Below are 24090 nucleotides of genomic sequence, written 5' to 3'. Positions count from 1 at the left end.
CCATAGGGGGGAGCGAAGCGAATCAAATGCTCATTTACAGCACGTAAACTCCGCTTTTGACTCACTGCGTTCGCCCTGCGGGCCAGCCTGCGGCTGTTACTCCGCTTCGCTACGTAGCGGCCGTTTTTGCCTTGTCTTGCCTGCCTCGCCAACATTTTTCAACAGCCTGCTAACCCACTAGGAACCGTCATGCGCGAACGCACCATCGCCAGCCACTTTGTCCGCGCCGCCTTACGCGGCGCCGAACGCCAGGGCCACGACTGCACAGCGCTGCTGCGCCAACTGGGCATCCACGCGGCGCTGCTCGACGAGCCCCGCGCGCGGGTCGCCCCGGAACAGTTCGCCCGCCTGGTGCAACTGCTGTGGGAAAGTCTGGACGACGAATACCTGGGCTTCGGCCGCCTGCGCAGCAAGCGCGGCACCTTCGCCATGATGTGTTACGCGATCATCCACTGCCATTCCCTGGAAAAAGCCCTGGGGCGTGGCGCGCTGTTCTACAGCCTGTTCCCCGAAGCCCCGGCCATCAGCATCCAGCGCGAAGGCGACTGGGCGCGGCTGAGCGTGGACGACTCGACCCTGTGGGACCCCGATCACTTTCTGCTGGAGAGCCTGCTGGTGATCTGGCATCGCCTCGGCAGCTGGCTGATCGGCCAGCGCATCCGCCTGGAAGAAGCCACCTTCACCTACAGCCAACCGGCCCACGCCGGCGAATACGAGCTGCTGTTCCCCTGCACCCGGCGCTTCTCGGCCGGACGTACCAGCCTGCTGTTCCACGCGCGCTACCTGGCCATGCCGCTGCTGCAGGATGAACGCACGCTCAAACAATTCCTCCAGCACTCCCCCGCCGACCTGCTGGCGCGCCCGGATGGCGGCGACAGCCTGATCAGCCAGATCCGCCGCCTGCTCGGGCGTGATTGCAGCAACTGGCCGGACCTGGATGCGGTGGCCCAGCAACTGCATATGAGCCCGCAAACCCTGCGCCGGCATTTACGTGAAGAAGGCTCGAGTTTTCAGGAGCTGAAAGATCACCTGCGCCGGGATTTGGCCATCTACCACCTGGGCCGTGATGAGCTGGCGATTCAGGATATAGCCGAGCAACTGGGCTTTTCCGAGCCTTCGGCGTTTCATCGGGCGTTTAAAAAATGGACGGGGTTAACGCCGGGGGCTTATCGGGCACAGGAGGGGTGAGACTGAACGTACGCCATAAACCGCGTGCGCCGGGACAAGGAGGGCCAAAAGGCCGACGCTGGCCAGCAGCCCCATGGCAGCGGCACTTGGTTGCCTTCGACGCTATTGACCTGAAGCAGGCGTTCGAGGATCAGCACTCCGCCCTGGGTCAACATTCAATCGGCAGGGGCAATAGTCCATCAGCGCCAACACAGCTGAGCAACCGGCAACTTTTGCACGCCGTTGCCTGGAAAGTTTTCCACGCGGCTTCAGCGCATTCAGGTTGCAGCGATGCCGGCATTGCCGCCAGATAGCAGGTATATGCACCAGAGCGATTGCGAGTAGCGACTCACCGATGACACCGCCAGCTGAGTGGCGACGATAGTGTGAGAAAAATTAACAAGGCAGGATTAGTCAGCACAGTGCACCACTTAGGTGTACCGGAACGCTGTCACACTTGGAGATTTTTTGACTGGAAACCCGCTGATAAATAACGGGCTTTAGATTGGAGGCAACCCCACCAGCCACACCTCGGCACACAATGTCACCGCTGCGGCTGCTCCCTTCCAGGCCTGACCGGGTTCACGGCTGATCGTTGCGAGGGGACCGGCAGGGCCACCATAACGCAGCTCGCCGAAAGCGAGCCGCGCCATTGTACCGGCTTGAAGCGAAGTTACAACCGTTTCAAACACTTAGCCCATCGAAACGCCGACTACAGGTGAAACCGGCCAACCAGTTCGCTCAAAGCATGCGACAACTCAGATAGCCGCTGACTGGTGAAGCGAGTTAATCATGGCAGCCACCACTTGCGCCCCACTCTCCTGGCGCGTCATCTCAACAGCTTATGGCACACTGGCAATCTAACCTCAGCGAACCCCAAACCGACCCAAGGAGCAGCAGCATGGCGATGACCAAAGACCAACTGATCAGCGATATTGCAGAAGCCATCGACACCCCCAAAAGTACCGTACGCGCAGCACTCGAACAGCTGAGTGAAATTGTCAGCGACGCCCTGGAAAATGGCGATGAAATTACGCTACCTGGCATTGGCAAACTCAAAGTGAGCGAACGCCCTGCCCGCACCGGTCGAAACCCTCAGACCGGGCAAACCCTGCAGATTGCGGCCAAGAAGGTCGTCAAATACGTACCTGCAAAAGCGCTCAGCGACGCAATTAACTGAGCCCTATGGCGATTTCAAGCAACCTCAGCGCACGATAAACCGCTGCTCCAGCAACTTGCGGTCATCTTGGAACACCATAAAGTGCCACTCACCGGGCACCACTTCATGTACTTCGGTGAACTCGAAGGCCATCACATCCTGCGGCGCGCCAGGGACCAGCTTTTGCGTCACCACGAACTTGTCATGGCGCGTGCCCTGCGGGGTGACCACCCCGGGAGTGAGGTATAGCAAGGTCAGTGGCGAGTCGTCGGCCACCTTGCCGGCCAGGCTGTAGCGCAGGCCGAATTTGGTGCCGAGCTTGGCGGGAATCACCTCGCCTTGCTCGATCTGCTGGTTGCTGCGGGTCAGCACCCGCTCGCCTTCCTGAAATTCCGGGTAGTTACTGGCGAAGACGCCGTACTCAACCGGCCCTGCAACGCGCACTTCGGCTTGGACCAGGCCACTGACCAACACAAGTGCAGCCAGGCCACTAACACGGGTGTATTGCATATCGCGCTCCTTTTTTAGATGGCGCGAGCCTATGACACCCTTGTGACAGAGCAATGACAGCCTTGCTTAGCCGGCACGTGACGAAGACGTTTCGCACACCACGCGATCAGCGACAGCCTCTAGCAGGCGCCGCAAAACGCCTTAAAGCCGGTTATGCCGAGCATTCCACAGCGCAGCCGTGCATTAAGCGTGCGGGGTACAGGTTAAGCAGTTTCACCCAGACCGGATTAGGCCTACCGTCTGCATCTAGCCGCTACGGTAGAAGCAAGGCGATACTTTGCGCCAGGACACCCGGCACAGCTTGCCGCATGATCAAATCGCACAGTCGCGATGTACCACCTGCACCGCCATTGCCCACCAAGCACTCGGGATTCAGCCCAAGGAGTTCACATGATCAGCATCAGCAACGAGAAGGGCCTGCTGCAGCGCATCAGCATCGGCCCGCACACCCTGCACAGCGACGTCTCGCTGGAGCTGGGCGGCGCAGGTTCAGCACCTGAACCCCATGATCTTTTCGACGCCGCGCTGGGCGCGTGCAAGGCGCTGACCCTGGCGCTGTATGCCAAGCAACGCGGTTTACCGCTGGAAGGCCTCGACGTACAGCTCAGCCGTGATGACAGCCAGGAGCGTCAAGGCATCTACCGCCTGGATGTCGAACTGACCCTGCATGGCGCGCTGGATGACGCGCAACGCCAGCAATTGCTGCGCGTGGCGGATAAATGCCCGATCCACAAACTGATGACCAGCAGCACGGTCGCGGTCAGCACCCAGTTGAGCGAGGGCGCCTGATGAGCGATTTCCTACTGATCCAGCCGCGCCAGGAAGACATCGCCGGGCAGCCCATCCTGCGCCCCCTGCCCTCAGCCAAATGCCGCAGCGTCGGCCCCTTCGTGTTCTTCGACCATATTCTGGAAAACACCTACCCGGCCGGTAGCGGCATGAACATCAACCAGCACCCGCATATCGGCCTGTCCACCCTCACCTACCTGTTCGAGGGGCAACTGCAGCACAAGGACAGCCTCGGCTCCGATCAACTGGTCGGCCCCGGCGAAGTCAGCTGGATGACCGCGGGTAAAGCCGTGGCGCATGTCGAACGCACCCCGTCAGCCCTGCAACAGCGCGGCTCGCGTATGCATGGCTTGCAAGTGTGGTTGGCCATGCCCGCAGCAGCAGAACAAGGCGAACCGAGCTACAGCCATCACCCCGCCAGCAGCCTGCCGCGCAGCGCCAGCATGGGCGTGGACATCTGCCTGATTGCCGGCACAGGTTTTTGCCTGCAATCACCGGTGCCGGTGCTGTCGCCAACGGTTTATGCCGAGATCAAACTGGCCGTCGGCAGCGCACTGCAAATTCCCGCCGAGCATGCCGAACGCGCGCTGTACCTGATTGACGGCGAAGCCACATTGGACGATCAGCCACTGCCATTGCGCGGCCTGCTGGTACTGCCTGAAGGTGAGACCTTTACCCTCAGCGCCTGCGGCGAGAGCCACCTGGTACTGATCGGTGGCGCACCGATCGGCCCACGGCGGATCAACTGGAACTTCGTTGCCAGCGACCCGGCGCTGATCGATCAGGCGCGTCAGCGCTGGGCCGCGCAGAACTGGCCGGCCGTCCCCGGTGAGACCGCGCGAATCGAACTGCCACGCTGACGGAGAAAATTTGTTGCACTCCCGAGACATCCAAACAACGGGTGCTCGGGTATAACCCTTGGCACGCTCACACACTCAGGAAGCCTGTGCATGGCGCAGCCGCTGTTTGATTACGAAAGCCATCTGGAAGCCTGCGCCCGGCAGGACGAACGCGCATTCCAGGCGCTCTACCAACAGGAGGCCGCACAGATGCTCGGGTTGGCCATCACCCTGCTCGGCCGCCGTGATCAGGCCGAGGACTGTGTGCACGATGCCTTTGTGCAAGTCTGGCGCAATGCCCAGCGTTTTCAGCGAACACTGGGCAGCGGCCGCGCCTGGCTCTACAGCATCCTGCGCTACCGTGCACTAAACCAGCTGCGCAGCCGTGGCCGCACAGTGGAACTGGATGACGACTTTATCGAACGCGCCGCCGACGACAGCCCGCAGGCCGCCGAGCTGCTCGAGCAGCAAGGCGAACAGCAGCAACTGCGCCGCTGCCTGCAAAGTATCGAACGCAACCGCCGTCACCCGATCCTGCTGGCCTTCTACCGTGGCCTGACCCATGAACAGATCGCCAACCGCCTGACCACCCCGTTGGGCACCATCAAGGGCCGCATCCGCGCCGGTTTGCGCGCACTGCAGGAGTGTTTGCACGCATGATTCCGCAGCAACCTGCCGAACGCCGCGCCTTGATCGGCGAATACGTCCTGGGCCTGCTCGATGAGGCCGAAGCCGCTGAGGTGCGCGAGCTGATCGAGCAGGATGACGAAGCCGCGCAAATGGCCCTGCAGTGGCAACAGCACTTTCTCGAACTGAGCGATCAACTGCCACCGCAGACACCCTCCGCGCAGCTGTGGCAACGCCTGCAGGACAGCCTCGGCCTGACGCCAGCGGTCAGTCGTGTGAATGCCTGGCGGGCCTGGTGGCAGAGCCTGACCACCTGGCGCCTCACCAGCGCCGCCCTGGCCATGGCCCTAATCGTCGCCGTGCTGCCTGATCTATGGCGCACTGAGACTGCCGCGAGCAGCTACACCGTGGTGCTGCAAGCCCCTGGTGAAGCCGCCAAACCCGGCTGGGTGGTGCATGTGGATGGCAATGGCAGCCTGCGCCTGCAACCGCTGCTGGACGATCAGATCCCGGCCGACCGTTCCGTGCAGTTCTGGACACTGATCGACCCGGCCATCGGCCCGCGCTCTTTGGGCCTGGTCGAACCGGGGAAACCGCTGCAGCTGTCCGCCGAGCAGATTGGTGCAGTACAACCCGGCCAGCTGTTCGAGCTGACCCTGGAACCGGCCGGCGGCTCGCCCAAGGATCGTCCTACCGGCAAGGTGCTGTATATCGGCCGCGCGGTGATGGCCTCGGCCAACTGATGGGGTTTAAGCACGCCGCCGAATTTATTTTCCGGCGGCGACATCCAAGCGCGCTCTCGTGGGTATAGCTATCAGGTGTTTCATCGAGGCACCTGCAAGGCGGGCCTAAGCCGGCCTTGCATCGATGCTGGATAACCACAGACGAGAGAACGCATATGAACAGCCTCAATACCCTGCTGACCACTGCCGTTGCCACTGCCACCCTCAGCCTCGCCGCCGGCACTGCCAGCGCGGCGACCCTGCTGGCCCTAGGCGCCGACGGTCAGCTGTTCAAAGTCGACAGCGCCAGCCAGAAAATCACCGCAAGCATGCCCGCGAGCAGCCCAAGCCCACTGCGCGGCATCGATGTGCGCCCGGCCAACGGCATGCTCTATGGGCTGGGCAGCGACCATCAGCTCTACACCCTAGACCTGGCTACTGGTGCCGCCAGCCAGGTCGCCAGCCTGAACCAGCAGCTGCCGGGCAGCGGTCAGGCCGTGGTCGATTTCAATCCGGTGGCCGATAAACTGCGCATGCTGGCCGCTGACGGCACCAGCTTCCGGGTCAATGTCGAAAATGGTGAAGTGGTCGTCGATGGCAGCGTGGCCTACGCCGCAGAAGGCCCCTACGCCGGTAAAAGCGCTCAAGTGGTAGCCGGTGCCTACAACAACGCCTATGCCGGCACCCAGGCCACCGCGCTGTATAACGTCGACCTGGCCAGCAGCAGCCTGATGCTGCAAAACCCGCCGAACGATGGCATTCAGCAAGCCGTGGGCAAGATCGTTGATGGTTTGCAGAGTGCGGCTCTGGATATCGCCAGCGACGGCAAGGGTGGCAACACCGCCTACCTGCTCACCGGCACCACGCTGCACACCCTGGATCTGGCCACGGGTAAGCCGACCACTCTGGGTGAGGTTGCAGGTCTGCCGGGCAATATCATCGATATCGCCGTGTTGCCTGAGATGTAAACAAGAATGCGGGAAGGCCGCCCGGCCTTCCCGCTCACACCTTACTTGGCGAAGGTTTCCGCAAACAGATCATCCATGGCCTTGAAGGCGCGCGCGGCGACCACCGGGTGGTACTCATTGCGCCCCGGCACATTGGCCACCGGGCTGGTGAAGGAATGCACCGCACCGCCGTAGCTGACCAATTGCCAATCGGCCTTGGCGGCTTTCATTTCCGCAATAAAGCCATCGACCTGCGCCTGCGGCACCGCCGGGTCGTCCGCGCCATGCAGCACCAGGACCGGCGCCTTGATATTCTGCGCATCATTTGGATTAGGCGTATCCAGGTTACCGTGGAACGAGACAAAGCCTTTCAGCTCGGCCCCGGAGCGCGCCAGTTCCAGCACCGCACCGCCGCCGAAGCAGAAACCAATCGCCCCCAGCTTGCTGACATCCAGCGCCACCTGCGCAGTTTGTGCCTTGAGCACCGCCACCGCGGCTTGCGCCCGCTTGCGCATCAGCGGTCGGTCACTGCGTAGCAAAGTCGCAGCGGCCTTGGCCTCATCGGCATTGCTCGGACGCACCGCCTTGCCGTACATATCCGCCATAAACACCACGTACTTGTCACCGGCGGCACGCGCGGCCTTTTTCGCCGAATCTTCGGTAACGCCCAGCCAGTTGGGCACCATCAGCAGGCCCGGACGCGGCGTAGTGACCGCATCGTCATAGATCAGCAGGCCCTCGAAGGCTTCGCCGTCGATCTCATAAGGCACCGGCTTGACCACCACGGCAGCGTCGGCGACACCAACCAGAGCGGCCAATGCCAAGGGTAAAAGTGTTTTTTTCATTAGCAATCAATCTCTCTTGGGTGAGTACTACTTAAAAGTAGCGCCTAGGCGCGCCGCGCCAGGAAAATCTATGTTCACCGCCGATTTTTACAAGACTGATAGCCGATGGTTTTCTGGCTGGCTGTTTTGTCGCCGTGCGGCCTATGCCCCAGTTCGCGTCAACCCTCCCTCTGAAGTCGCTAGCGCACAATGGCCAGTTCGAACGCGCCCTCATCGCTATGAGCATGGGTCTGCATGCCGGCTTGGTCGACTGCCAGCGCCTGCAAAGGGCGCTTGAAGGGTTTGTTGTCCAGGGTTTGCAGGCTGCGATCTTCATCTGTGGTTAACAGCAGCACATAGTGCTCGCCCGCGGCGGCTCGGACGGGGACAGTGCCTTCGATAAAGGCATAGCGGTACCAGGTTTCCGCGTGCAGCTGGTACACCGCATCACTGACCAGACGCGTTGGCTGCTTGGCTTTATCCAGGAACAACAAAGACGGATAAGCCACCTGCCTGTTGGCGAAGCTACGAATGCGCAGACCGAAGTCGTACTGCGAGCGTGGCAGCTTCAGGGCAGCGTAATAGCTCTTGCCCATGGGGAAATCCAGGCTAGGGGAAAAGCGGTTCAGCTCTTCATAACGCGGCTCATCGGCGCTGAGAGGGGTGAAATCCTCCTCATTCAATTGCCCGCAGCAACGCTCGAGCAACGCCTGATAGCGCCCTTGGCTCTTTGCCTCGGTGCCGGCCAATAAGGCTTGCAGCGCGGCAGTGGGCTGGCCATCCAGCCCAGGCAAGGCCTGCGGTTTGGCATCGAAGGTCACTTCACGCCCCTGAGTCAGCGCTACATTGTGCAGGGCGGGTGCCGGCGGCTTAGCCCCTTTGGGCGGCACCGTGGAGTTACGCATGCGCCCCTGCTCATCGACCCAGGTGAAGTAACGGCCATCCTGCTCATCACGGGCAAAATCGCGCCCTTCCAATACGTCCGAGCTGATATAGGTGCTGGCGCGCTCCCCCGTCCCCAGAAGAATCTGATTGCCGCCGGCTTGCACCTGCTGGCCGGCATAGAAGCTGTTCTGCAGATTGCCGCTGGCATCCACCCAGGTGAAATAGCGCCGTTTGCTCTCAGCGCTGCGCTTGCTGCCAGGCCAGGCGGCTGCGTCACCCTCATGCAAGCGCGCCTGATCACTGCGCTGGATATTGCCGGCGGCCGTGCGCTGATGGGCCATATAGCGGTTGTCGACAAAGCTGTTGTGCACCCGCCCCTGGTCATCCACCCAGGTCAGGTAACGGCCGCTGGCGCTGGCCTGCGTCGCTGCCCAAAACCCTATCAGCATCAGCACAATGCGCATGACAACCCTCTAGAACGTGGTGCGGTAGGTCAACGCCAGCACATAGGCTTTGACGCTGGTTTTAACATCCAGGTCGGCATAGGGGTTGTACACCATGCTGTCGATGGATGAGCAGTTGATATTGCAGCTCGAGCGCGCCGGGATATCTTGTTTACTGACCAGGTAGTTGAAGCCCAGGTCGATCACCGTGTCCTTATCCCATTGATAACCCAGCCCCAGGCCATAGAGCTTGGCATCGCCCAAGGGCGCCAGCACATCGGCCTTGTTGCCGGGAATCGCCGAAGGCCGAGGCTCATAGCCCATGCGCAAACTCAGGCGATCATTGACCTGGTACTCGACACCGACCGCCCAACTCCACACCGACTCATAACCACGCTCCAGAATGATGCTGGTGGACGTGGCGTTCTCCGGGGAGAACAGGCTGGCGATGGTCAGAATATCCAGCTGACGGTCGAACTCCAGCTCAAACTGGTCCCAGGCCGCGTAGTCGGTCCACTTCACATCCAGGTTGATCTGCCAGCGCTCATGCGGTTTGAGCTTGATGCCGCTGGCAAAGTGCGCCGGATAGGTCATGTTCAACGAGACGTTGCCCTGCTCCTTATCGAACAGACCGTCCGGCGTCAGGGTGTTGAACACCGCACCGATAAACGAGCTGTCCAGCCCTTGCCAGAAGCCCTGCCAGTTCTCCGAGTAATCCACCACGTAGCGCCCCTTCAAGCGCATTTTGGCCTCGCTCTGATACACCGCACCCAGGGCAAACCAATCGCTTGGCTCCCAGAGGAAGCCGACGTTCCAGGTGGGCGACAGGCTCTGCTGCATGTCGATATCGATATTGGCAATATCGGTGAAGGGCCCCAGCTCACCGCCACAGATATTCAGGAATATTTCGAACGGGTTGTCATCGACCAGGCATAAGGCGTCTTGAGCCACCCCGACAAAACCAGTGAGGATGCCCGGCGCGCGGAAATCCTGATTAAGCGCCATGGCCTGGTGGGAGAAGCCGATCGACAGCCCCAGCGACAGCTCATCGTTGACCTGATAGGCCAGCGAGGGCGAAAAATAGGTCAGGCGCTGAATCACCAGTTCCTTGCCCTGATAGCGCCCAGGATCATCATCGTCACGGGCAAAACCCAGCGCCTGTGGCGTGTACATATTGGTGGCGAAGGTCAGCTTGGAGCCTGGCGGGGTGATGGACAGCCCAGCCAGCGGCGCAAACAGCATCGGCAGCTCGGTGGCGCCGCCCACACCCGGCAGGTACATCATCGCGGCACCGGCGCGGCTGGATGAATTGGCCACCGGGTCGTTATCCAGGCCGAGAAAATTGCTGCCATAACCAGCGGGCGCATCAAACTCGGCGCGAATATCCATCATCCCGGTGATGAACTTGACCGTGGTCTGCCGGCCCTTGAGCTTGCTCAAGGCTGCCGGGTTGTAATGCACCGCATCGATACCGGTGAAATCGGCCGTTACCGCATTGCCAAGCGCCATGGCCTTGGGGCTGCCGATCGTCAGGTTCTGCGCCAGTTGTGCCTGAGCCAGCCCCGAACAGAGCGAGGCAGCCCAAAAAATCGCCTGCATCAGCAGCGAAATTCGCGTGTTCATAAGAGGGTTCGCTCGCGTCTATTGGGCCTTCAGGCCTTTGATATCCAAAGGCATGGAGATGCCCAACAGCACATCTGGCGAATCCTCGGTCATACCGAAACCGGCGTTGACGTTGACGATGCGCTCCGGCGAGGTACGCAAGCCCAGCGAGAAGTTCATCACCGCGCTGGTTTGCCCACGGCCTTCGGCGTCGCCGTCGGCGAAGGTGAAGGTCGGCTTTAGCGAATGCGACATCTGGTAAGAGGTCGCCAGCGACACGTCATAAGACAGCGCATAGGCAAAGCCCATGCTCAGGGAGAATGACGAGCCGGGGTCGACCTCTTCGAGCAAGCGCCCGCCACGCACCTGACCAATGCCGCTGATGGGCATGTTGTAGGTGTAACCGACGGAGCCGAACAACACCACCGGGTCGATCACATAGGACATATTCGCGCCGACGCCCAGGCTGTAGGAACCGCTGCCCGTAGACAGGTCGCTCTGGGTATTGATGTCATAGGGGCTGTTGCCCGTTGGCAGGCCCAGGGTGGCGTACAGGGTGGTCACCGGCTTGCCGCGCAACGAGGTCCACGGCTGCCAACGCAGGCTGGCGGAGATATCCCCCAGGCTGTAGGCATTCAGATCACGTTCGGTGTCGTACTTGGCAATCATGGGCAGACGCACGCTGAAGGTCAGGTTGTCCCACACGCCGTAGTCGAAGGTGAACGAGTTGGTGAAGGTGTGTTGTGCCTCGCTCTGGCCCACCACACTGAATACGTCGTTACCGGTGCGCACCGTCTCGATAACCGTATCGCGCAGCAGCGAGTAGTCGAACCCATAGGTCAGGGTGCGCTCGCCTTTTTTCAGCAAGGTGTAGCTTTTTTCTGCGGCCTGAAAGACTTCCTCCAGCGCCTTGGCGCTGTCGGCGTCGTCTTGCTGCTTGCTCAAGGCTTCACGTGCCTGATCGACCGAAGCCGGCTCAGCGAACACCGCTGAACTGGCAGCCCCTGCCAGCATGGCCAGCCATACACAATGCACAACTCTCATGGCGCAGCCCCCAAATATTTATTGTTATGCCGGGCGTTTTACTTGCGTCGGATATAGCGAATATCGCCCTCGGAACCCAGCTCTGTGGCCTGGTTCTCGGTGAACTTGGTCATCTGCGGAAACTCGCGAAATGCCAGCAAGCTGATGGTGCGATCATCGATGATGCGCAAATCCTGCTCGCTCAAGGCCAGGGCATTCGGCGGTTCATTGCCGTTGGGGAAAATCACGAACAGCACGTTCTGATCCCAGATTTCCTCAAAGCGCGTACGGGTAAAACTGATATTGCCGAGTGCCGGGTCCGCGACAAACACATGCTCGTTGTAAACATCGCGCACCACCACAAAGTGTTTGAAGCCGGCATATTCGATCGGCACGATGGCTGGGTGCTCAAGCGCGTCGAGATCGGCAAAGGCCGCGCGAAAACCACCACTCTTGTAGCCCAGTGCCGTGACAAAGCGCTTCATGTCGAGCAGGGAAAAACCGCGTCGCTCGACGATCTTGTCGGCCTCGCCAAACTGCAACAGGCCTTCCATCACCTGGCGTTCCTGCAGGTTACGGCCGAGGAAATAATCCAGTACCGAAGTCAGGGCAGCCGAACCACAGCTGTAGTCATAGGCCTGACGAATCACATTGCGAAACTGCAACTGGCTCATCGGTTCAAGCGTCACCGTCTCGCGCAGAGGACCGTTCGGCAACAGATGCTGATTGATATGCACGGTACCTGGCGCCGGCGGTTTGGTATCCACCGCCTCGGTAAAGCCCCACACGCCGATCAGGCTGCCCAGCAGAATCTCGATCATCAGCCCACCGCACTCCTCTCCGACAAGACAAAAGCCCTACCGGCCGAAGCCGGTAAGACTTTTCATCACAGGCAACCACTAAGCGGACTCAGTGACCCCAGACTTTTACGGTGGTACCGGCCATGTTCATGTCGTTGATAGCCAGGGAGCCGATGCTGGCACCGGTACCGAGACGGATCGCACCAACGCTCAGCTCGCCAGTGATGGCCGGCAGGCTGATCTGCAGCTGCTGGGTAGGGGTACCACCGATGTCAGTGCTCACTACGTCGACCATGACCGGGGCGCTATCAGAGATGTTGAAGCCAGTGAAGGCAACAGTTTCAAGGTTCAGGCTGTTGCCATCGTCGATGTAGCTGATCTTGCCGATACTGCCGTTGAAACTACCAGAAATGCTGATACCAGCCTGACCGGTCACGGAGGAGAGCGAGCTGTCATCCATGGCCTTGAGCTCAGCCTGAGCCAGGAAAGGAACAGCCAGAACAGCGGTGGCCAGGGCCAGTTGCTTGAGGGTTTTCATTGTTATTGTCTCCACAGTTCACTAATGGGTTGTCCCCGGCAGGCTGCTCTGGACTCCTGTCCGTCTCAGCTACAGCGGCGTGCGCCGCTCACCAGGTCTGACACTGCTTCCCTATTCGCGCCAGGCTTGGAGTCGTGAAGCAGCATGCTTCTCGTCCTGACGCTAAAACTACTGGTGCAAGCCCTGGCTGCCAGCCCATCCAAGGGATGGAGCGCCCATCTGGGGCAAATCAGCCAGCCAACGCTCAGGCCTCGCTCAACAACCCCAGGCTCTTGCCCTTCAATACTGCTTGCGTACGGCTGCGCACGCCCAGCTTGGCGAACAGGTTGTGCAGGTGCCATTTGATCGTGGCCTCTGACAAATGCACCGCCTGGGCGATATCGCGGTTCGATAAACCGGCCGCGACAAAGCGCAAAATCTCCCGCTCTCGATGGCTAACATCTTGATTTTCATCGAAAGTTTCTAAATCGATAGACAGCCGACGACATTGTTCACGCAACTGTTCGGCCAGCCCCTGCCAAGCACCCGCATGCTTGGGCTCAGCGCTGTGCCAGGCATCCCAGAGCGGTAGCAGCCAGAGCGCGTCATCCAGAAACATGCGCCGGTAACCGCTGGCCCAGGCGTCTTCGACCGTGCTCTTGAGCAAGGCAAAAGCCTTGTCGCTGTTACCTTTGCGCCAGTACGCCACAGAAAGTAACAAGGAAAGGCGCAGGCGCCGATCACGCTGATGCTCGGCCGTCTGTTTGGCCAGGCAGGCCTCAAGCAGCGCTTGCGCCTTGTCGGCACGGCGCTCGGACAGGGCCAGGCGCGCCTCCGACAACACCTGCACGGTTTCCGCATCGGCATAGCGGCCCGGCGGCAGTACCGCCAGATGGCGCTGCAACTGCAAACAGGTGCGCTCGGCCTCATTGGGCTTGCGCAGCCACAATAGGAACTGCACTTTGCAGCTCATGCCCAGGGCATAGACGCGCTCATAACCTGGGCCATGCAAGCCGGCCAGCCATTCATCCAGCTCCGCCAGGGCCGACTCGCCCTCGCCGGCAAAGAAACGCGCCCTGGCCATCACCAGTTTGCCGCGGCTGATCAGCTCGATCGGCGTGGCTACATCGCGCCAGGTAGTGGCCAGCGGCAACTCGGCAAGAATCGCCGCATGCCGATCCTGCTCATACAGCAGGTCGGCATAGGCCAACGCCAGCGGCCCACCGACCCGGCTGTGCCGGCCGAACACCTGCTCAACCCGCGCCCGCGCACTTTCCGCCAGCACGCGGCCGCGCTCGGGCTGGCCCATCTCCTTGCAGATCAGGGCCTCAATCAAGCTGACCACTGCATACAGGTATTCACTGTCGGCCTGCTGCAGGTTATCGCGGGCCACCGCAATGGATTTGGCCGCCTCACCGAATTCACCCAGCAGCGCATAGGCCGCGGCCTGAATGCAGGACATGCTGGCGCGGAAAATCGGTTGGTTATCCGGCACCAGCGCCAGCCAGTGACGCGCCACTTTCAAGGCCGCTTCCAGCTTGTCCTGATACAACAGCACCAACGCCTTGAGCACCTGGGCCACCGCCAGCAACACCGCTAAGCCGAAGTGCATGGGTTTGCCACGCCCCTGCATCAGGCGCGTACTGACCTCCTCGATCAGCGCTTCGGCCTCGGCGTATTTTTGCTCGAAGGCCAGCTGCCAGGCGTAGAAAATCTGGAACACCGGGTGCTCGCGAATCACTTCCGACGGCACATCCTTGAGGATCGCCAAAATGCCGTAGACCTGATTGCCGGCAATCAATGTCGCGCCCTGGCGCTCCAGCAGCTCGGCGGCAAAGGCGTAATCACGGGCGCGCAAGGCATATTTGACCGATTTATCGGTCAGCTCATGGCTTTCACACCAGCGGGCGGCGGCGTGCAACAGGTGGGTCGGATCGCCCGCACGGCTCAGGCGACTTTGCAGGAACTCGGCAAACAGATGGTGATACCGGAACCACTCACCCTGCTCATCCAGGGCGATGATAAACAACTGGGCGGTTTGCAGGCGCTTGAGCATCTGCGCGCCATCCGTGCGACCGGTCAGGGCATTGCACAGCTCGGCATTGAACTCATCGAGCACCGAGGTCTGATTGAGAAACAGTTGCTGATCCTGCGGCAGATGATCCAGCACATCCTCGGCCAGGTAATCGGCGATATTGCGCTCGGTGCCGGACAGCCCAGCCAGGAATGCGCTGCGCTCCGGGTGGCGCGCCAGTGCCAGCGCCACCAGGTGCAATGCCGTAATCCAGCCCTCGGTGCGCCGCTGCAGCAGATCCAGCTCGGCGCTGCTCAGCTGCAATTGCTTGAGCTGGTAAAAATAGGCTTCGGTCTCGCTCCGGGTGAGACGCAACTCATCGGCCTTGACCCATAACGCCCAAGGCGAAATGACCGACTGCTCATCGAGAAAGCGCGGCTTGTAGCGGGTGCTGCCGATCATTCGCACATTGGCCGGCACCTGTTTGACGAAGTAACTGACCAGCGGCCCCAGGTCGACATGCCGTACGCGATGGAAGTCATCGAAGAGCAGATAGAGGTCGCCCTGGACCCTCTTCAGATCGCCAATAAAGGCATCCAGCAGCACTTCATTGGATACGCTCAGGTCATCGCGCAGCAGGCGTGCGGTGCTCGCACCAAAGCCCGGCAGCTGCGCCTCGATCGCCGCGATCAGGTAATGCAGCAGACGTTGCGGTTCACTATCGGCTTCATCGCAGGATAACCAGGCCACCCGCGCGCCGCTCTCCAGCAAACGCAGGCGGAATTGGCTGAGCACCGTACTCTTGCCGAAACCGGCCGGCGCGCTGAGTAAAATCAGACGCTGCTCGCGGGCCTTGAACAGCCGGTCAAGCAAGGCGGTACGGGCCAGTAAGGGCCTGCCGGCAGACTCTGCGGGAAACAGCTTGGTGCGCAGTAACGGCAACTTGCCCTGACGGGACTTCGATTGGCTATTCATTGATCCAGAAGACTCAGTTCGCGGGCGCGGCGGATGGCTTGGGTGCGGTTACGCACCTTGAGCTTTTCGTAAATGTTGTGCAGGTGCCACTTAACCGTACCCAGTGCCAGTGAAAGCTGCTGGCCGATCTCATCATTCGACATGCCCTGAGCCGCCAGGCAGACCACCTCACGCTCGCGCTCAGTCAGCCCCTCTTCGAGTACCTCCAGCGATTGCCGCGCGCTATTGCCCGGCCAGATGGCCAGCAAGCCGCGAATAAAGCCCTGCAGCGCCGGCTGACGCTCGGCGGCTTCCAGCTGTTGCAGTAACTGGCGGATGGCTTCGCCCTCCTCGACAAACAGGCTGCGTACCCCTTCACGCTCGGCGCCGATCAAGCATTGCACCAACAGGCTTTGTGCCCGCTCCTGATAGCCCAGGCGCTGATAACTCAGTGCCGCCAGCAGGTCGAGGCGCAAGCGCTGCAGGCCATGCCAGTTATCCAGCAGCAGGCCGCGCAGCTGAGTGATTTCGTGCAGCGCTTCGCTGTAATGACCGCGTGCCTGCTGCAGGCGAATACGGGTCAGGCCACGCACCCACAGCACCGGATTGAAGCGCATGTGCTGGTAATGTTCGGCCAGCTTGTGCCAGTCCACGGTCTTAAGGCGCTGCTCGGCACGTTTCAGCCGATCCGCCGCAGGTTCCTGCAGAATCTGCACCACCTCATCGGCCACCGCCTGGGCATAGAAACGCCAGGACTGGTTGCGCGCCGCCAGGTTCTGCATCAGCACCAGGCTGGCGTAGGCCTCCTTGGGGTTGTCCTGCATGCGCTGTACATGGGCCATGCACAGCATGCCCTGGGCATACAGGTCGATCGGGTTGATCACATCAACCGTGGCCAGCGCCCAGCGCAGACGCTCCTCGATGCCTTCCAGGCGACCCTGGTTGTAGGCGATCAGCGCCTCGGTGATGGTCGGCAGCGCCAAAGCGCGTGAGCGGTCGGCAAACCAGGGAATCACCCGCGCCCGCAACTGCGCGAACAGCAACTCGGCCTGACGAATCTGCCCCTGCTCCAGGCTCAGCAGCACCTCGATGTTGGCCAACTGCATATCCAGGTAGCGCCCTTCGAGGAAGTGATTGCGCTGCTGCGCCAGGGCCAGCAAACGCTTGGCCTGATCCGGCTGGCCGATCATCACATTGGCCAAGGCGCCGATGATCAGCATCGCCACCTCAAGAAAAGCGGTGTGTTGGCCCAGCTGCACTTCAATCCGCCGCGCCAAGGCGATACAGGTCTGCAAATCGTCCTTCTGCAAGGCGATGACCGCCTTGATTGCCAGGGTCGCCAGCAGCTTGTCGCTCAAGGGGCCGCTAGCCTTCGTCTCGCCCCAGCGTTCGAGCAATTCATCGAGCATGCGGTTGGCTTCCACCAGGCCCAGCTCGGCCGCGCGGGTCCAGACATCGGCGAGCACCAGCACGGGAAAGCGCTCGGCAATTTCATCCGGTACGTGCTGACGCCATTTGTAGATCAGGTTGAGCTGACCTCGGTTGATCAGCTCCAGGCCGCAACCGTCGACCAGGGCGGCGAGCATTTGCGGGTCTTCGGCCAGGCAGGCATGCTCGATGGCCAGGTTCTGCATATGGTGGTTGGTAAACCACAGGCTGGCGTTGAAATGCAGCTGCTTGAAACGCTCCGGGTCGCGCTCTTTCAGGCGGCAGCGGAGAAACTCGGCAAATAGATTATGAAAACGGTACCACTGGCGCTCGCGGTCTAGCGGCAAGAGGAACAGCTGCATGGCTTCCAGCTCTTCCAGCAACTGCTGACCGTCAGGCCGGCCGGTCAGGGCGTTGGCCAGGTCACCGCTGAGTTGCTGCGCCACACCCAACGCCAGCAGCAGTTCCTGTTTATCGGCCGGCAGCTGCTCGAACACGCTGCACAGCAGGTACGCCCCCACAGCCGCCTGGTCGGTGCCCATATCGGCAATCTGCGCAGCCGCCTGGGGCTGATGACGCAGCCACAGGCTGGCCAGATGCACGCCCACCATCCAGCCTTCGGTCTGGCTGTACAGCGCGGAAAACGCCACGGCGTCCAGCTGCAAACCGCACCGTTGCAGATAATCGCGGGTTTCCACCTTGCTCAGGCGCAACTCCTGCTCACCGATTTCCACCAGCAGATCCTTGGCGCGTAAGGTGGCCAGGTTCAGCGCCGGCTGCGAGCGGCTGCCGATCGCCAGGGTAAAATCTTTGGGGGCAAATTTGATCAGACGGTTGAGTGCGCTGAGCAGCTCGGCGTCCTGAATCAGGTGCAGGTCATCCAGCACCAGCAGCAGCGGAGTTTCCAACCGCGCCAGATCGACCAGCAGGCTCTCCATCACGGCGGCAACCGGTACCCGCATGGTGTTCTGCAAATAGGCCAGGGCTTCTGCGCCAAAGCCCGGCAACAGCGTGGAAAGCGCTTCGATCAGCTGCAACAGAAAACGCGCAGGTTCATCGTCGCCAGGGCCGAGCGACAGCCAGGCCACCGCCTGCCCATTTTGCTCACGCGCTTGTGCCAAGGCGACCAGCGCACTGGTTTTGCCGAAGCCGGCCGGGGCCGCCAACAGCAGTACGCGCGCGTGGGGGTTGGCGCACAGGGCAGATTCAAGCTGTGGCCTGACCAGGTAATCCATGGAGGCCTGGGGCGGCATCCGTTTGGCACGCAAAAGACTGTCAGCGGCAGGATCCGTTACTTCATCCATTGCCTTGATCCCGTAGTAATTATTGTTTTATGAGTCGCATCGAACATCCGGGGAACCTCTCCATACTAATGAGCGGCAGCATCCCGAGTAAACCCACGCGCAAGCTCTAGGATGAATGTTGGCGACGTTCTACAATCGGCATCCGCGCCTCTCGAACCTGTCATATGCCTACTTGTCTTGTACAGGCTCTGCCCTACCTCGCAGACCCTTCGCGTTATTTTAGCTGCGTCATGCATGCACCCGGCGCCGTTCTGCTGGATGCGGGACGGCCGGTGGCGCAGCGTGGACGCTATGACCTTATCAGCGCCTGGCCATTGGCAGAGTTGGCGCCGACGCCTGACGAAACGGCCAACGCTTTCCTGCAACGCCTGCGCCAGAGCCTTGCAGACCTCGGCGCGTGCCAGCCGCCGGCCGATAATCCGCTCCCGTTCGTCGGCGGGCTGATTGGCTACCTGAGTTACGACTTCGGCCGCCGGCTGGAGCAGCTGCCGGCTCAGGCCGTTGATGACCTCGGTCTGGCCGACGCGCGCTTCGGCATTTACCCCTGGGCACTGATCACCGATCACCAGCAGCAACGCAGCCAGCTGATGTTTCACCCAAGCCTGGACGCGGTCGAACGCCAACGCCTCAGTGCGCTGTTTGCCACACCAGCAGCGCCTGCACCGCAGCCGTTTAAGCTGCTAGAGCGCTTTCAGTCCGACATCAGCGAAGCCGAGTACCAACAGTGCTTCGCGCGCATTCAGGCCTATATCCAGGCTGGCGACTGCTATCAGGTGAACTTTGCCCAGCGCTTTCGCGCAGGCTATCAGGGCTCGCCGTGGACCGCTTACCAGGCCCTGCGCGCCGCCTGTCCGACGCCCTTCGCGGGGTATCAGACGCTGCCAGACGGCGGAGCCATTATCAGCCTGTCGCCCGAGCGCTTCTTGCGCATCAGCGCAGGCCAGGTGGAAACCCGACCGATCAAGGGCACCCGTCCACGGCATGCCGATCCAGAGCAGGATCAGGCGCAAGCCGACGCCCTGCTCGCTAGCCGCAAGGACCGTGCAGAAAACCTGATGATTGTCGACCTGCTGCGCAATGACCTGGGCCGTAGCTGCCGAGTGGGCTCGGTGCGGGTGCCGGAGCTTTTCGCATTGGAAAGCTACCCCAACGTGCATCACCTGGTCAGCGCCGTAACCGGCGAACTGGCGGCCGACAAGGATGCCCTGGACCTGATCGCCGGCAGCTTCCCCGGCGGCTCGATCACCGGCGCGCCGAAAATCCGCGCCATGCAGATCATCGACGAGCTGGAGCCGACCCGCCGCGCGCTGTATTGCGGCTCGCTGCTGTACCTGGATGTACGCGGCGAAATGGACAGCTCAATCGCCATCCGCAGCCTGCTGGCCAAGGACGGACAAATCAGTTGCTGGGGTGGCGGTGGCATCGTCGCAGACTCCAACGGCCAAGCCGAATACCAGGAATCCATCACCAAGGTCAAAGTGCTGCTGGCGACCCTAGAGCAGTTTTACGACTGAGAAAGAAAGTTCGCTATGCGGTTCAGCGCCAGCCTGCCACCCTACGAATGGTGGCAGCAGTGAAGGGTTGAATAGAAAATCCAGGCCCTGACTGGGTCAAGGGTTGCTGCGGTCTAGCCCAACGAGTTATGCCAACGCCTGTTGGGCTTCGCGGCGCTCAACGCCAGCCCACCCAGCGCCTACATCCATTAACGGGTACAGAGCCTTTCACTCTGTATTTCTCACTGTTTAACGACTGGCGGCTTTCTTCTTGCCGCTCGGCAGCAGGTGCGAGAACACCGCATGCAGGTCATCAGAAGCGGTTTCGCCATCCAGGTTGAGCTTGGCGTCAACGCTGTCCATGTGGCGCATCATCAGGTCCACCGCCACCTCGACATTACCGGCCTCGATGGCGTCGATCACCTGGTCGTGCTCGGCATCCGAGCAATGGGTGCGGCTGTTACTTTCGTACAGGGCGATGATCAGTGAAGTCTGCGAAATCAGGCTGCGCAGAAACCCCAGCAAAGTCAGGTTACCGGCCGCTTCAGCCAGTTTCAGGTGGAATTCACCGGACAGGCGAATGCCCATGCCGCGATCACCACGGGCAAAACAGTCACGCTCATCGATCACCATCTGGCGCAGCACGGCAATCTGTTCCGGCTTGGCGTTCTTGCAGGCCAGTTCGGTAATCGCCCGCTCGATCATCCGGCGTACATAGAAGATTTGCCGGGCTTCTTCTGCACCTGGGCTGGCCACTACCGCGCCACGATTGGGCCGCAGCAGCACCACGCCTTCATGAGCCAGGCGCGACAGGGCACGACGAATAATGGTGCGGCTGACGCCGAAGATCTCACCGAGCGCCTCTTCACTGAGCTTGGTGCCAGGCGCCAGACGCTGCTCGAGAATGGCATCGAAGATATGGGCGTAAACGACATCGTCCTGAGTCCCGCTGCGAGTGCTCTTGCCTTCGCGCGTCTGCTTCTTAAGGGGCTGCAATTGTTCGTTCATTGGGGCTCGCGTGATCAAGGTTCAGCGGTTGCTGATGCAACTCTACTGCGTGCTACCCACCCTCCGGCAAGCCGCACAGCAGTGAAAAGTCATAAATAAAAAGCCCTTGCATTGTACACAATATGATCAGTTCGTACACGGTTACCAGCCTATAACAACGGCGCAAACGTGCATCTGCAGGCGTTGCCAGGGGCGCCTGGCTGTCACATGGCGCGCAGCAAGCAGATTCATTTCTTATATGCAGCATATTTTTTGTTCGAGAAACTGCTTAGCAACGAAACCTGTGCATCACGCCATCAGCGCCATGCTGCCCACACGTATTGCCGAAACGCTGCGCAACAGAGCGCTTGCAGCATCTTGCACAGCCGTCTAACGGAAGGCTGCGGCACGCATCAGAAAAGCGGCTAACAATCCACAGGTGCAAAAACCGCGTACATAGCAGATTTCAACAAGAAACATTATTTGCTTTTTTTGTATACAACATCATAATCGGCCCCAGCGTTATTTCTTGACCGATAGGTCAGCTAAGCACGCCAGCAAGGCAAAAAACACCATCTACCTCAAGAGTCGAGCAGTGCGCAGCACAGGCTCTGGGTGGCACACAACAAGAGATGAGGAGTACCCCTGTGGAAAGCGCTAAACAAGAACAACCGGCGACGCAGATGCAAGACCTGATCAAACCCGGTCTGCTTGACCGCTTCTTCAAGCTGACCGAACACCGCACCACCATCAAAACCGAGCTGCTGGCGGGCCTGACGACGTTCGTCACCATGGCTTACATCATCTTCGTCAACCCCAACATCATGGCCACGGCCGGCGTCGATCACGGCGCGGCGTTTGTCGCCACCTGTATCGGCGCGGCCATCGGCTGTTTCCTGATGGGCCTGTATGCCAACTGGCCAGTCGGCCTGGCACCGGGCATGGGCCTGAATGCCTTCTTCACCTACACCGTGGTCGGCGAGATGGGCTACAGCTGGCAGATCGCCCTCGGCGCGGTGTTTATCTCCGGCGTGCTGTTTATGATCATGAGCCTGTCACGCATCCGCGAGTGGCTGCTCAACAGCATCCCCATGAGCCTGCGCTTTGCCATGGGTGCGGGGGTGGGCCTGTTCCTCGGGCTGATCGGCCTGAAGACTGCAGGCATTGTCGTCGACAGCCCGGCCACGCTGCTGACCATGGGCTCATTCGGTGAACCGAGTGCAATCCTTGCGGCTGTGTGCTTTCTGCTGATTGCCGTGCTCAGCCATCGCAACGTGTTTGGCGCCATCCTGTTCAGCATGCTCGGCGTCACCGCTATCGGCTGGGCGCTGGGCCTGGTTGAATACAACGGTCTGGTTTCCATGCCACCCAGCCTGGCACCGACCTTGATGGCGCTGGATATCGCCGGCGCCTTCAACATTGCCATGATCAGCGTGATTCTGGCCTTCCTCTTCGTCAACATGTTCGACACCGCCGGCACCCTGATGGGCGTCGCTCACCGCGCCAACCTGGTGGATGAAGACGGCAAGATCCAGAACCTGTCCAAGGCGCTCAAGGCCGACAGTACTTCCAGCGTGGTCGGTGCCTTTGTCGGTTGCCCGCCAGTAACCAGCTACGTGGAAAGTGCTGCGGGCGTTGCTGCCGGTGGTCGTACCGGCCTGACAGCCGTGACCGTTGGCGTGCTGTTTCTCTGCGCGATGTTCTTCGCCCCGCTGGCTGGGATGATCCCCGCCTACGCCACCGCTGGCGCGCTGATTTATGTGGCGATGCTGATGATGAGCGGCATGGCGCATATCGACTGGAAAGACCACACCGACACCATCCCGGCGATCGTCACCGTGGTCATGATGCCGCTGACCTTCTCCATCGCCAACGGCATTGCCCTGGGCTTCCTGACCTATGCGACGCTGAAACTGCTGACCGGTCAGCGCGACAAGGTTTCCGTCAGCCTGTACGTTCTGTGCATCATCTTTATCGCCAAGTTCGCCTTCCTGTAAGGTTGTCCGGCGGGTAACCAAGCCCCGGCGCGCGCGTCGGGGCTTTTGCGCATCTGGAGAATCGCTAATGAGCCTGGAAACCTGGCTGTTGTTCGCAAGCGCTGCACTGGTGGTGATTCTGATCCCCGGGCCGCTGTCACTGTTGATGGTCAGCAACAGCCTGAACTACGGCCTGCGCCGCTCGGCCCCGGCCTTTATCGGCGGGGTGTCTGCCTCGATCTGTTTACTCAGTGCTTCGGCGCTGGGTCTTGGCGCGCTGCTGCTGGCCTCCGAGCAGCTGTTCAGCTTGCTGAAGATTGTCGGCGCGCTGTACCTGTTCTACCTCGCCTGGCAGAGCTGGCAGGAATCGCGCAAAGCCGCCAAGCCGCTAACGGCCGAAGAGCAGCCAGTCAATCCGAGCTTTCGCGCCATGTTCTGGAAGGCCTTCGGCCTGGGCGCCAGTAACCCCAAGGACATCCTGTTCTTTGCCGCCTTTCTGCCGCAGTTCATCAGTGCCGAACGGCCCATGCTCAGCCAACTGCTGGTGATGATCGCCACCTGGGCGGTGCTGGACCTGGCCTGCAAGCTGCTCTACGGCCTCAGCGCCCAGGGCGCCGCGCGCTACCTGCGCTCGGGCAAGGGCCAGGTGTGGTTCAACCGTATCAGCGCCGCGCTATTTGGCGGCGCTGGCGCGGCTTCTCTGCTTAGTCGGTAGATTATCGCCAGCTTGCAAGAGCCCCACCTAGGGTGTATCGCCTATAACTGACAATGAGGCTATAGCCCTTTTAACGCCGCAAGGCCGACGCGCCGCAGCCTGTTACGCCGGGTAGCCGGTGATCTTGCGGATGCTCCGGTACAGCGGCTTGAGTTGTTTGTACATGCGCTGATAAACCTGCGTGTACAGCTGCTGATAGGTGCGCTGCGCTTCTGGGTTGGGTATGAAGACCTGGCCAACCCGAGTCATGGCTTGGATCGCTGTCGGGTAATCGGGGTGCAGTCCCAAGCCCACCGCACAGTTGATCGCCGCGCCCAGGCCGCTGGTTTCATACAGATGCGGGCGTTCGGCAGGCAGGCCGAAGA

Annotated in this window: 20 protein-coding genes, 1 other RNA gene and 1 pseudogene; 10 read left to right on the top strand and 12 right to left on the bottom strand. The window is 60.9% G+C overall.

All coding sequences use genetic code 11. The features are described 5' to 3' along the window. Positions 1-189 precede the first annotated feature (189 nt). A complete protein-coding gene (locus WA145_RS12215) occupies positions 190-1188 on the top strand; it encodes an AraC family transcriptional regulator (protein ID WP_422581835.1) in 999 nt (332 codons plus the stop codon). Positions 1189-1682: 494 nt separating this feature from the next. Here WA145_RS12215 and ffs read toward each other — a convergent pair. Next, positions 1683-1779: signal recognition particle sRNA small type (gene ffs, locus WA145_RS12210), an RNA gene on the bottom strand. A 289-nt stretch (positions 1780-2068) separates the two neighbouring features. Between ffs and WA145_RS12205 the strand changes: the two genes are divergently transcribed. Beyond that, the gene (locus WA145_RS12205) at positions 2069-2347 is read left to right on the top strand and encodes an HU family DNA-binding protein (protein ID WP_422581834.1); all 279 of its coding nucleotides are present in this window, start codon (positions 2069-2071) and stop codon (positions 2345-2347) included. Positions 2348-2371: 24 nt separating this feature from the next. Here WA145_RS12205 and WA145_RS12200 read toward each other — a convergent pair whose 3' ends face one another. Further along, positions 2372-2836, bottom strand: coding sequence for a DUF3859 domain-containing protein (locus tag WA145_RS12200; RefSeq protein WP_422581833.1), 465 nt, complete (start codon positions 2834-2836; stop codon positions 2372-2374). 390 nt (positions 2837-3226) lie between these two features. Between WA145_RS12200 and WA145_RS12195 the strand changes: the two genes are divergently transcribed. The 5 genes from WA145_RS12195 (at position 3227) to WA145_RS12175 (ending at position 6781) form a co-directional block, all read left to right on the top strand. Beyond that, positions 3227-3625 carry an OsmC family protein gene (locus WA145_RS12195; RefSeq protein ID WP_422581832.1) on the top strand — a complete coding sequence of 133 codons (399 nt, stop codon included), beginning with the start codon at positions 3227-3229 and terminating at the stop codon, positions 3623-3625. Next, the gene (locus WA145_RS12190) at positions 3625-4485 is read left to right on the top strand and encodes a pirin family protein (RefSeq protein WP_422581831.1); all 861 of its coding nucleotides are present in this window, start codon (positions 3625-3627) and stop codon (positions 4483-4485) included. Before WA145_RS12195 ends, WA145_RS12190 begins: the two co-directional genes overlap by 1 nt. Before the next feature lie 90 nt (positions 4486-4575). Further along, positions 4576-5124: a sigma-70 family RNA polymerase sigma factor gene (locus WA145_RS12185; protein WP_422581830.1), complete on the top strand. Its 549-nt coding sequence runs from the start codon at positions 4576-4578 to the stop codon at positions 5122-5124. Continuing rightward, positions 5121-5834 (top strand): anti-sigma factor, encoded by a 714-nt coding sequence (locus WA145_RS12180; protein WP_422581829.1) that lies wholly within the window; start codon positions 5121-5123, stop codon positions 5832-5834. The genes WA145_RS12185 and WA145_RS12180 overlap by 4 nt, the downstream gene beginning before the upstream one ends. Before the next feature lie 155 nt (positions 5835-5989). Continuing rightward, positions 5990-6781 (top strand): DUF4394 domain-containing protein, encoded by a 792-nt coding sequence (locus WA145_RS12175; protein WP_422581828.1) that lies wholly within the window; start codon positions 5990-5992, stop codon positions 6779-6781. A 41-nt stretch (positions 6782-6822) separates the two neighbouring features. Here the strand turns inward: WA145_RS12175 and WA145_RS12170 are convergent, their stop codons facing one another. The 8 genes from WA145_RS12170 to WA145_RS12135 all read right to left on the bottom strand — a co-directional run bounded on the left by WA145_RS12170 (position 6823) and on the right by WA145_RS12135 (position 18554). Further along, positions 6823-7605 carry a dienelactone hydrolase family protein gene (locus tag WA145_RS12170; protein WP_422581827.1) on the bottom strand — a complete coding sequence of 261 codons (783 nt, stop codon included), beginning with the start codon at positions 7603-7605 and terminating at the stop codon, positions 6823-6825. 179 nt (positions 7606-7784) lie between these two features. Beyond that, positions 7785-8933 (bottom strand): MalM family protein, encoded by a 1149-nt coding sequence (locus WA145_RS12165; RefSeq protein ID WP_422581826.1) that lies wholly within the window; start codon positions 8931-8933, stop codon positions 7785-7787. 9 nt (positions 8934-8942) lie between these two features. Beyond that, complete coding sequence (locus WA145_RS12160) at positions 8943-10535, bottom strand: outer membrane protein transport protein (RefSeq protein ID WP_422581825.1); 1593 nt, start codon at positions 10533-10535, stop codon at positions 8943-8945. Between the two features lie 18 nt (positions 10536-10553). Further along, on the bottom strand, positions 10554-11558 hold the full coding sequence (locus WA145_RS12155; protein ID WP_422581824.1) for a transporter: 1005 nt from the start codon (positions 11556-11558) through the stop codon (positions 10554-10556). Positions 11559-11596: 38 nt separating this feature from the next. Beyond that, positions 11597-12358 carry a C39 family peptidase gene (locus WA145_RS12150; protein ID WP_422581823.1) on the bottom strand — a complete coding sequence of 254 codons (762 nt, stop codon included), beginning with the start codon at positions 12356-12358 and terminating at the stop codon, positions 11597-11599. Positions 12359-12446: 88 nt separating this feature from the next. Continuing rightward, complete coding sequence (locus WA145_RS12145; RefSeq protein ID WP_422581822.1) at positions 12447-12875, bottom strand: DUF6160 family protein; 429 nt, start codon at positions 12873-12875, stop codon at positions 12447-12449. 244 nt (positions 12876-13119) lie between these two features. Further along, positions 13120-15843 (bottom strand): LuxR C-terminal-related transcriptional regulator, encoded by a 2724-nt coding sequence (locus tag WA145_RS12140; protein WP_422581821.1) that lies wholly within the window; start codon positions 15841-15843, stop codon positions 13120-13122. Further along, positions 15840-18554: a LuxR C-terminal-related transcriptional regulator gene (locus WA145_RS12135; protein WP_422581820.1), complete on the bottom strand. Its 2715-nt coding sequence runs from the start codon at positions 18552-18554 to the stop codon at positions 15840-15842. The genes WA145_RS12140 and WA145_RS12135 overlap by 4 nt, the downstream gene beginning before the upstream one ends. A 164-nt stretch (positions 18555-18718) precedes the next feature. Here WA145_RS12135 and pabB point away from each other — a divergent pair, with 164 nt between their 5' ends. Next, a complete protein-coding gene (gene pabB / locus WA145_RS12130) occupies positions 18719-20068 on the top strand; it encodes an aminodeoxychorismate synthase component I (protein WP_422581819.1) in 1350 nt (449 codons plus the stop codon). Positions 20069-20296: 228 nt separating this feature from the next. On the opposite strand, the gene WA145_RS12125 is transcribed toward pabB, so the two are convergent. After that, positions 20297-21055: a GntR family transcriptional regulator gene (locus tag WA145_RS12125; protein WP_422581818.1), complete on the bottom strand. Its 759-nt coding sequence runs from the start codon at positions 21053-21055 to the stop codon at positions 20297-20299. Between the two features lie 626 nt (positions 21056-21681). Between WA145_RS12125 and WA145_RS12120 the strand changes: the two genes are divergently transcribed. After that, positions 21682-23031 carry an NCS2 family permease gene (locus tag WA145_RS12120; protein ID WP_422581817.1) on the top strand — a complete coding sequence of 450 codons (1350 nt, stop codon included), beginning with the start codon at positions 21682-21684 and terminating at the stop codon, positions 23029-23031. A 67-nt stretch (positions 23032-23098) separates the two neighbouring features. Further along, the gene (locus tag WA145_RS12115; RefSeq protein ID WP_422581816.1) at positions 23099-23725 is read left to right on the top strand and encodes a LysE family translocator; all 627 of its coding nucleotides are present in this window, start codon (positions 23099-23101) and stop codon (positions 23723-23725) included. A 102-nt stretch (positions 23726-23827) separates the two neighbouring features. Here WA145_RS12115 and WA145_RS12110 read toward each other — a convergent pair. Further along, a pseudogene (locus WA145_RS12110) lies at positions 23828-24090 on the bottom strand (carbohydrate kinase); the annotation flags it as partial.

The organism is Pseudomonas sp. (genome assembly GCF_049301935.1).
Taxonomy (GTDB): domain Bacteria; phylum Pseudomonadota; class Gammaproteobacteria; order Pseudomonadales; family Pseudomonadaceae; genus Aquipseudomonas.
This window is presented reverse-complemented; position numbering and strand designations above follow the sequence as displayed.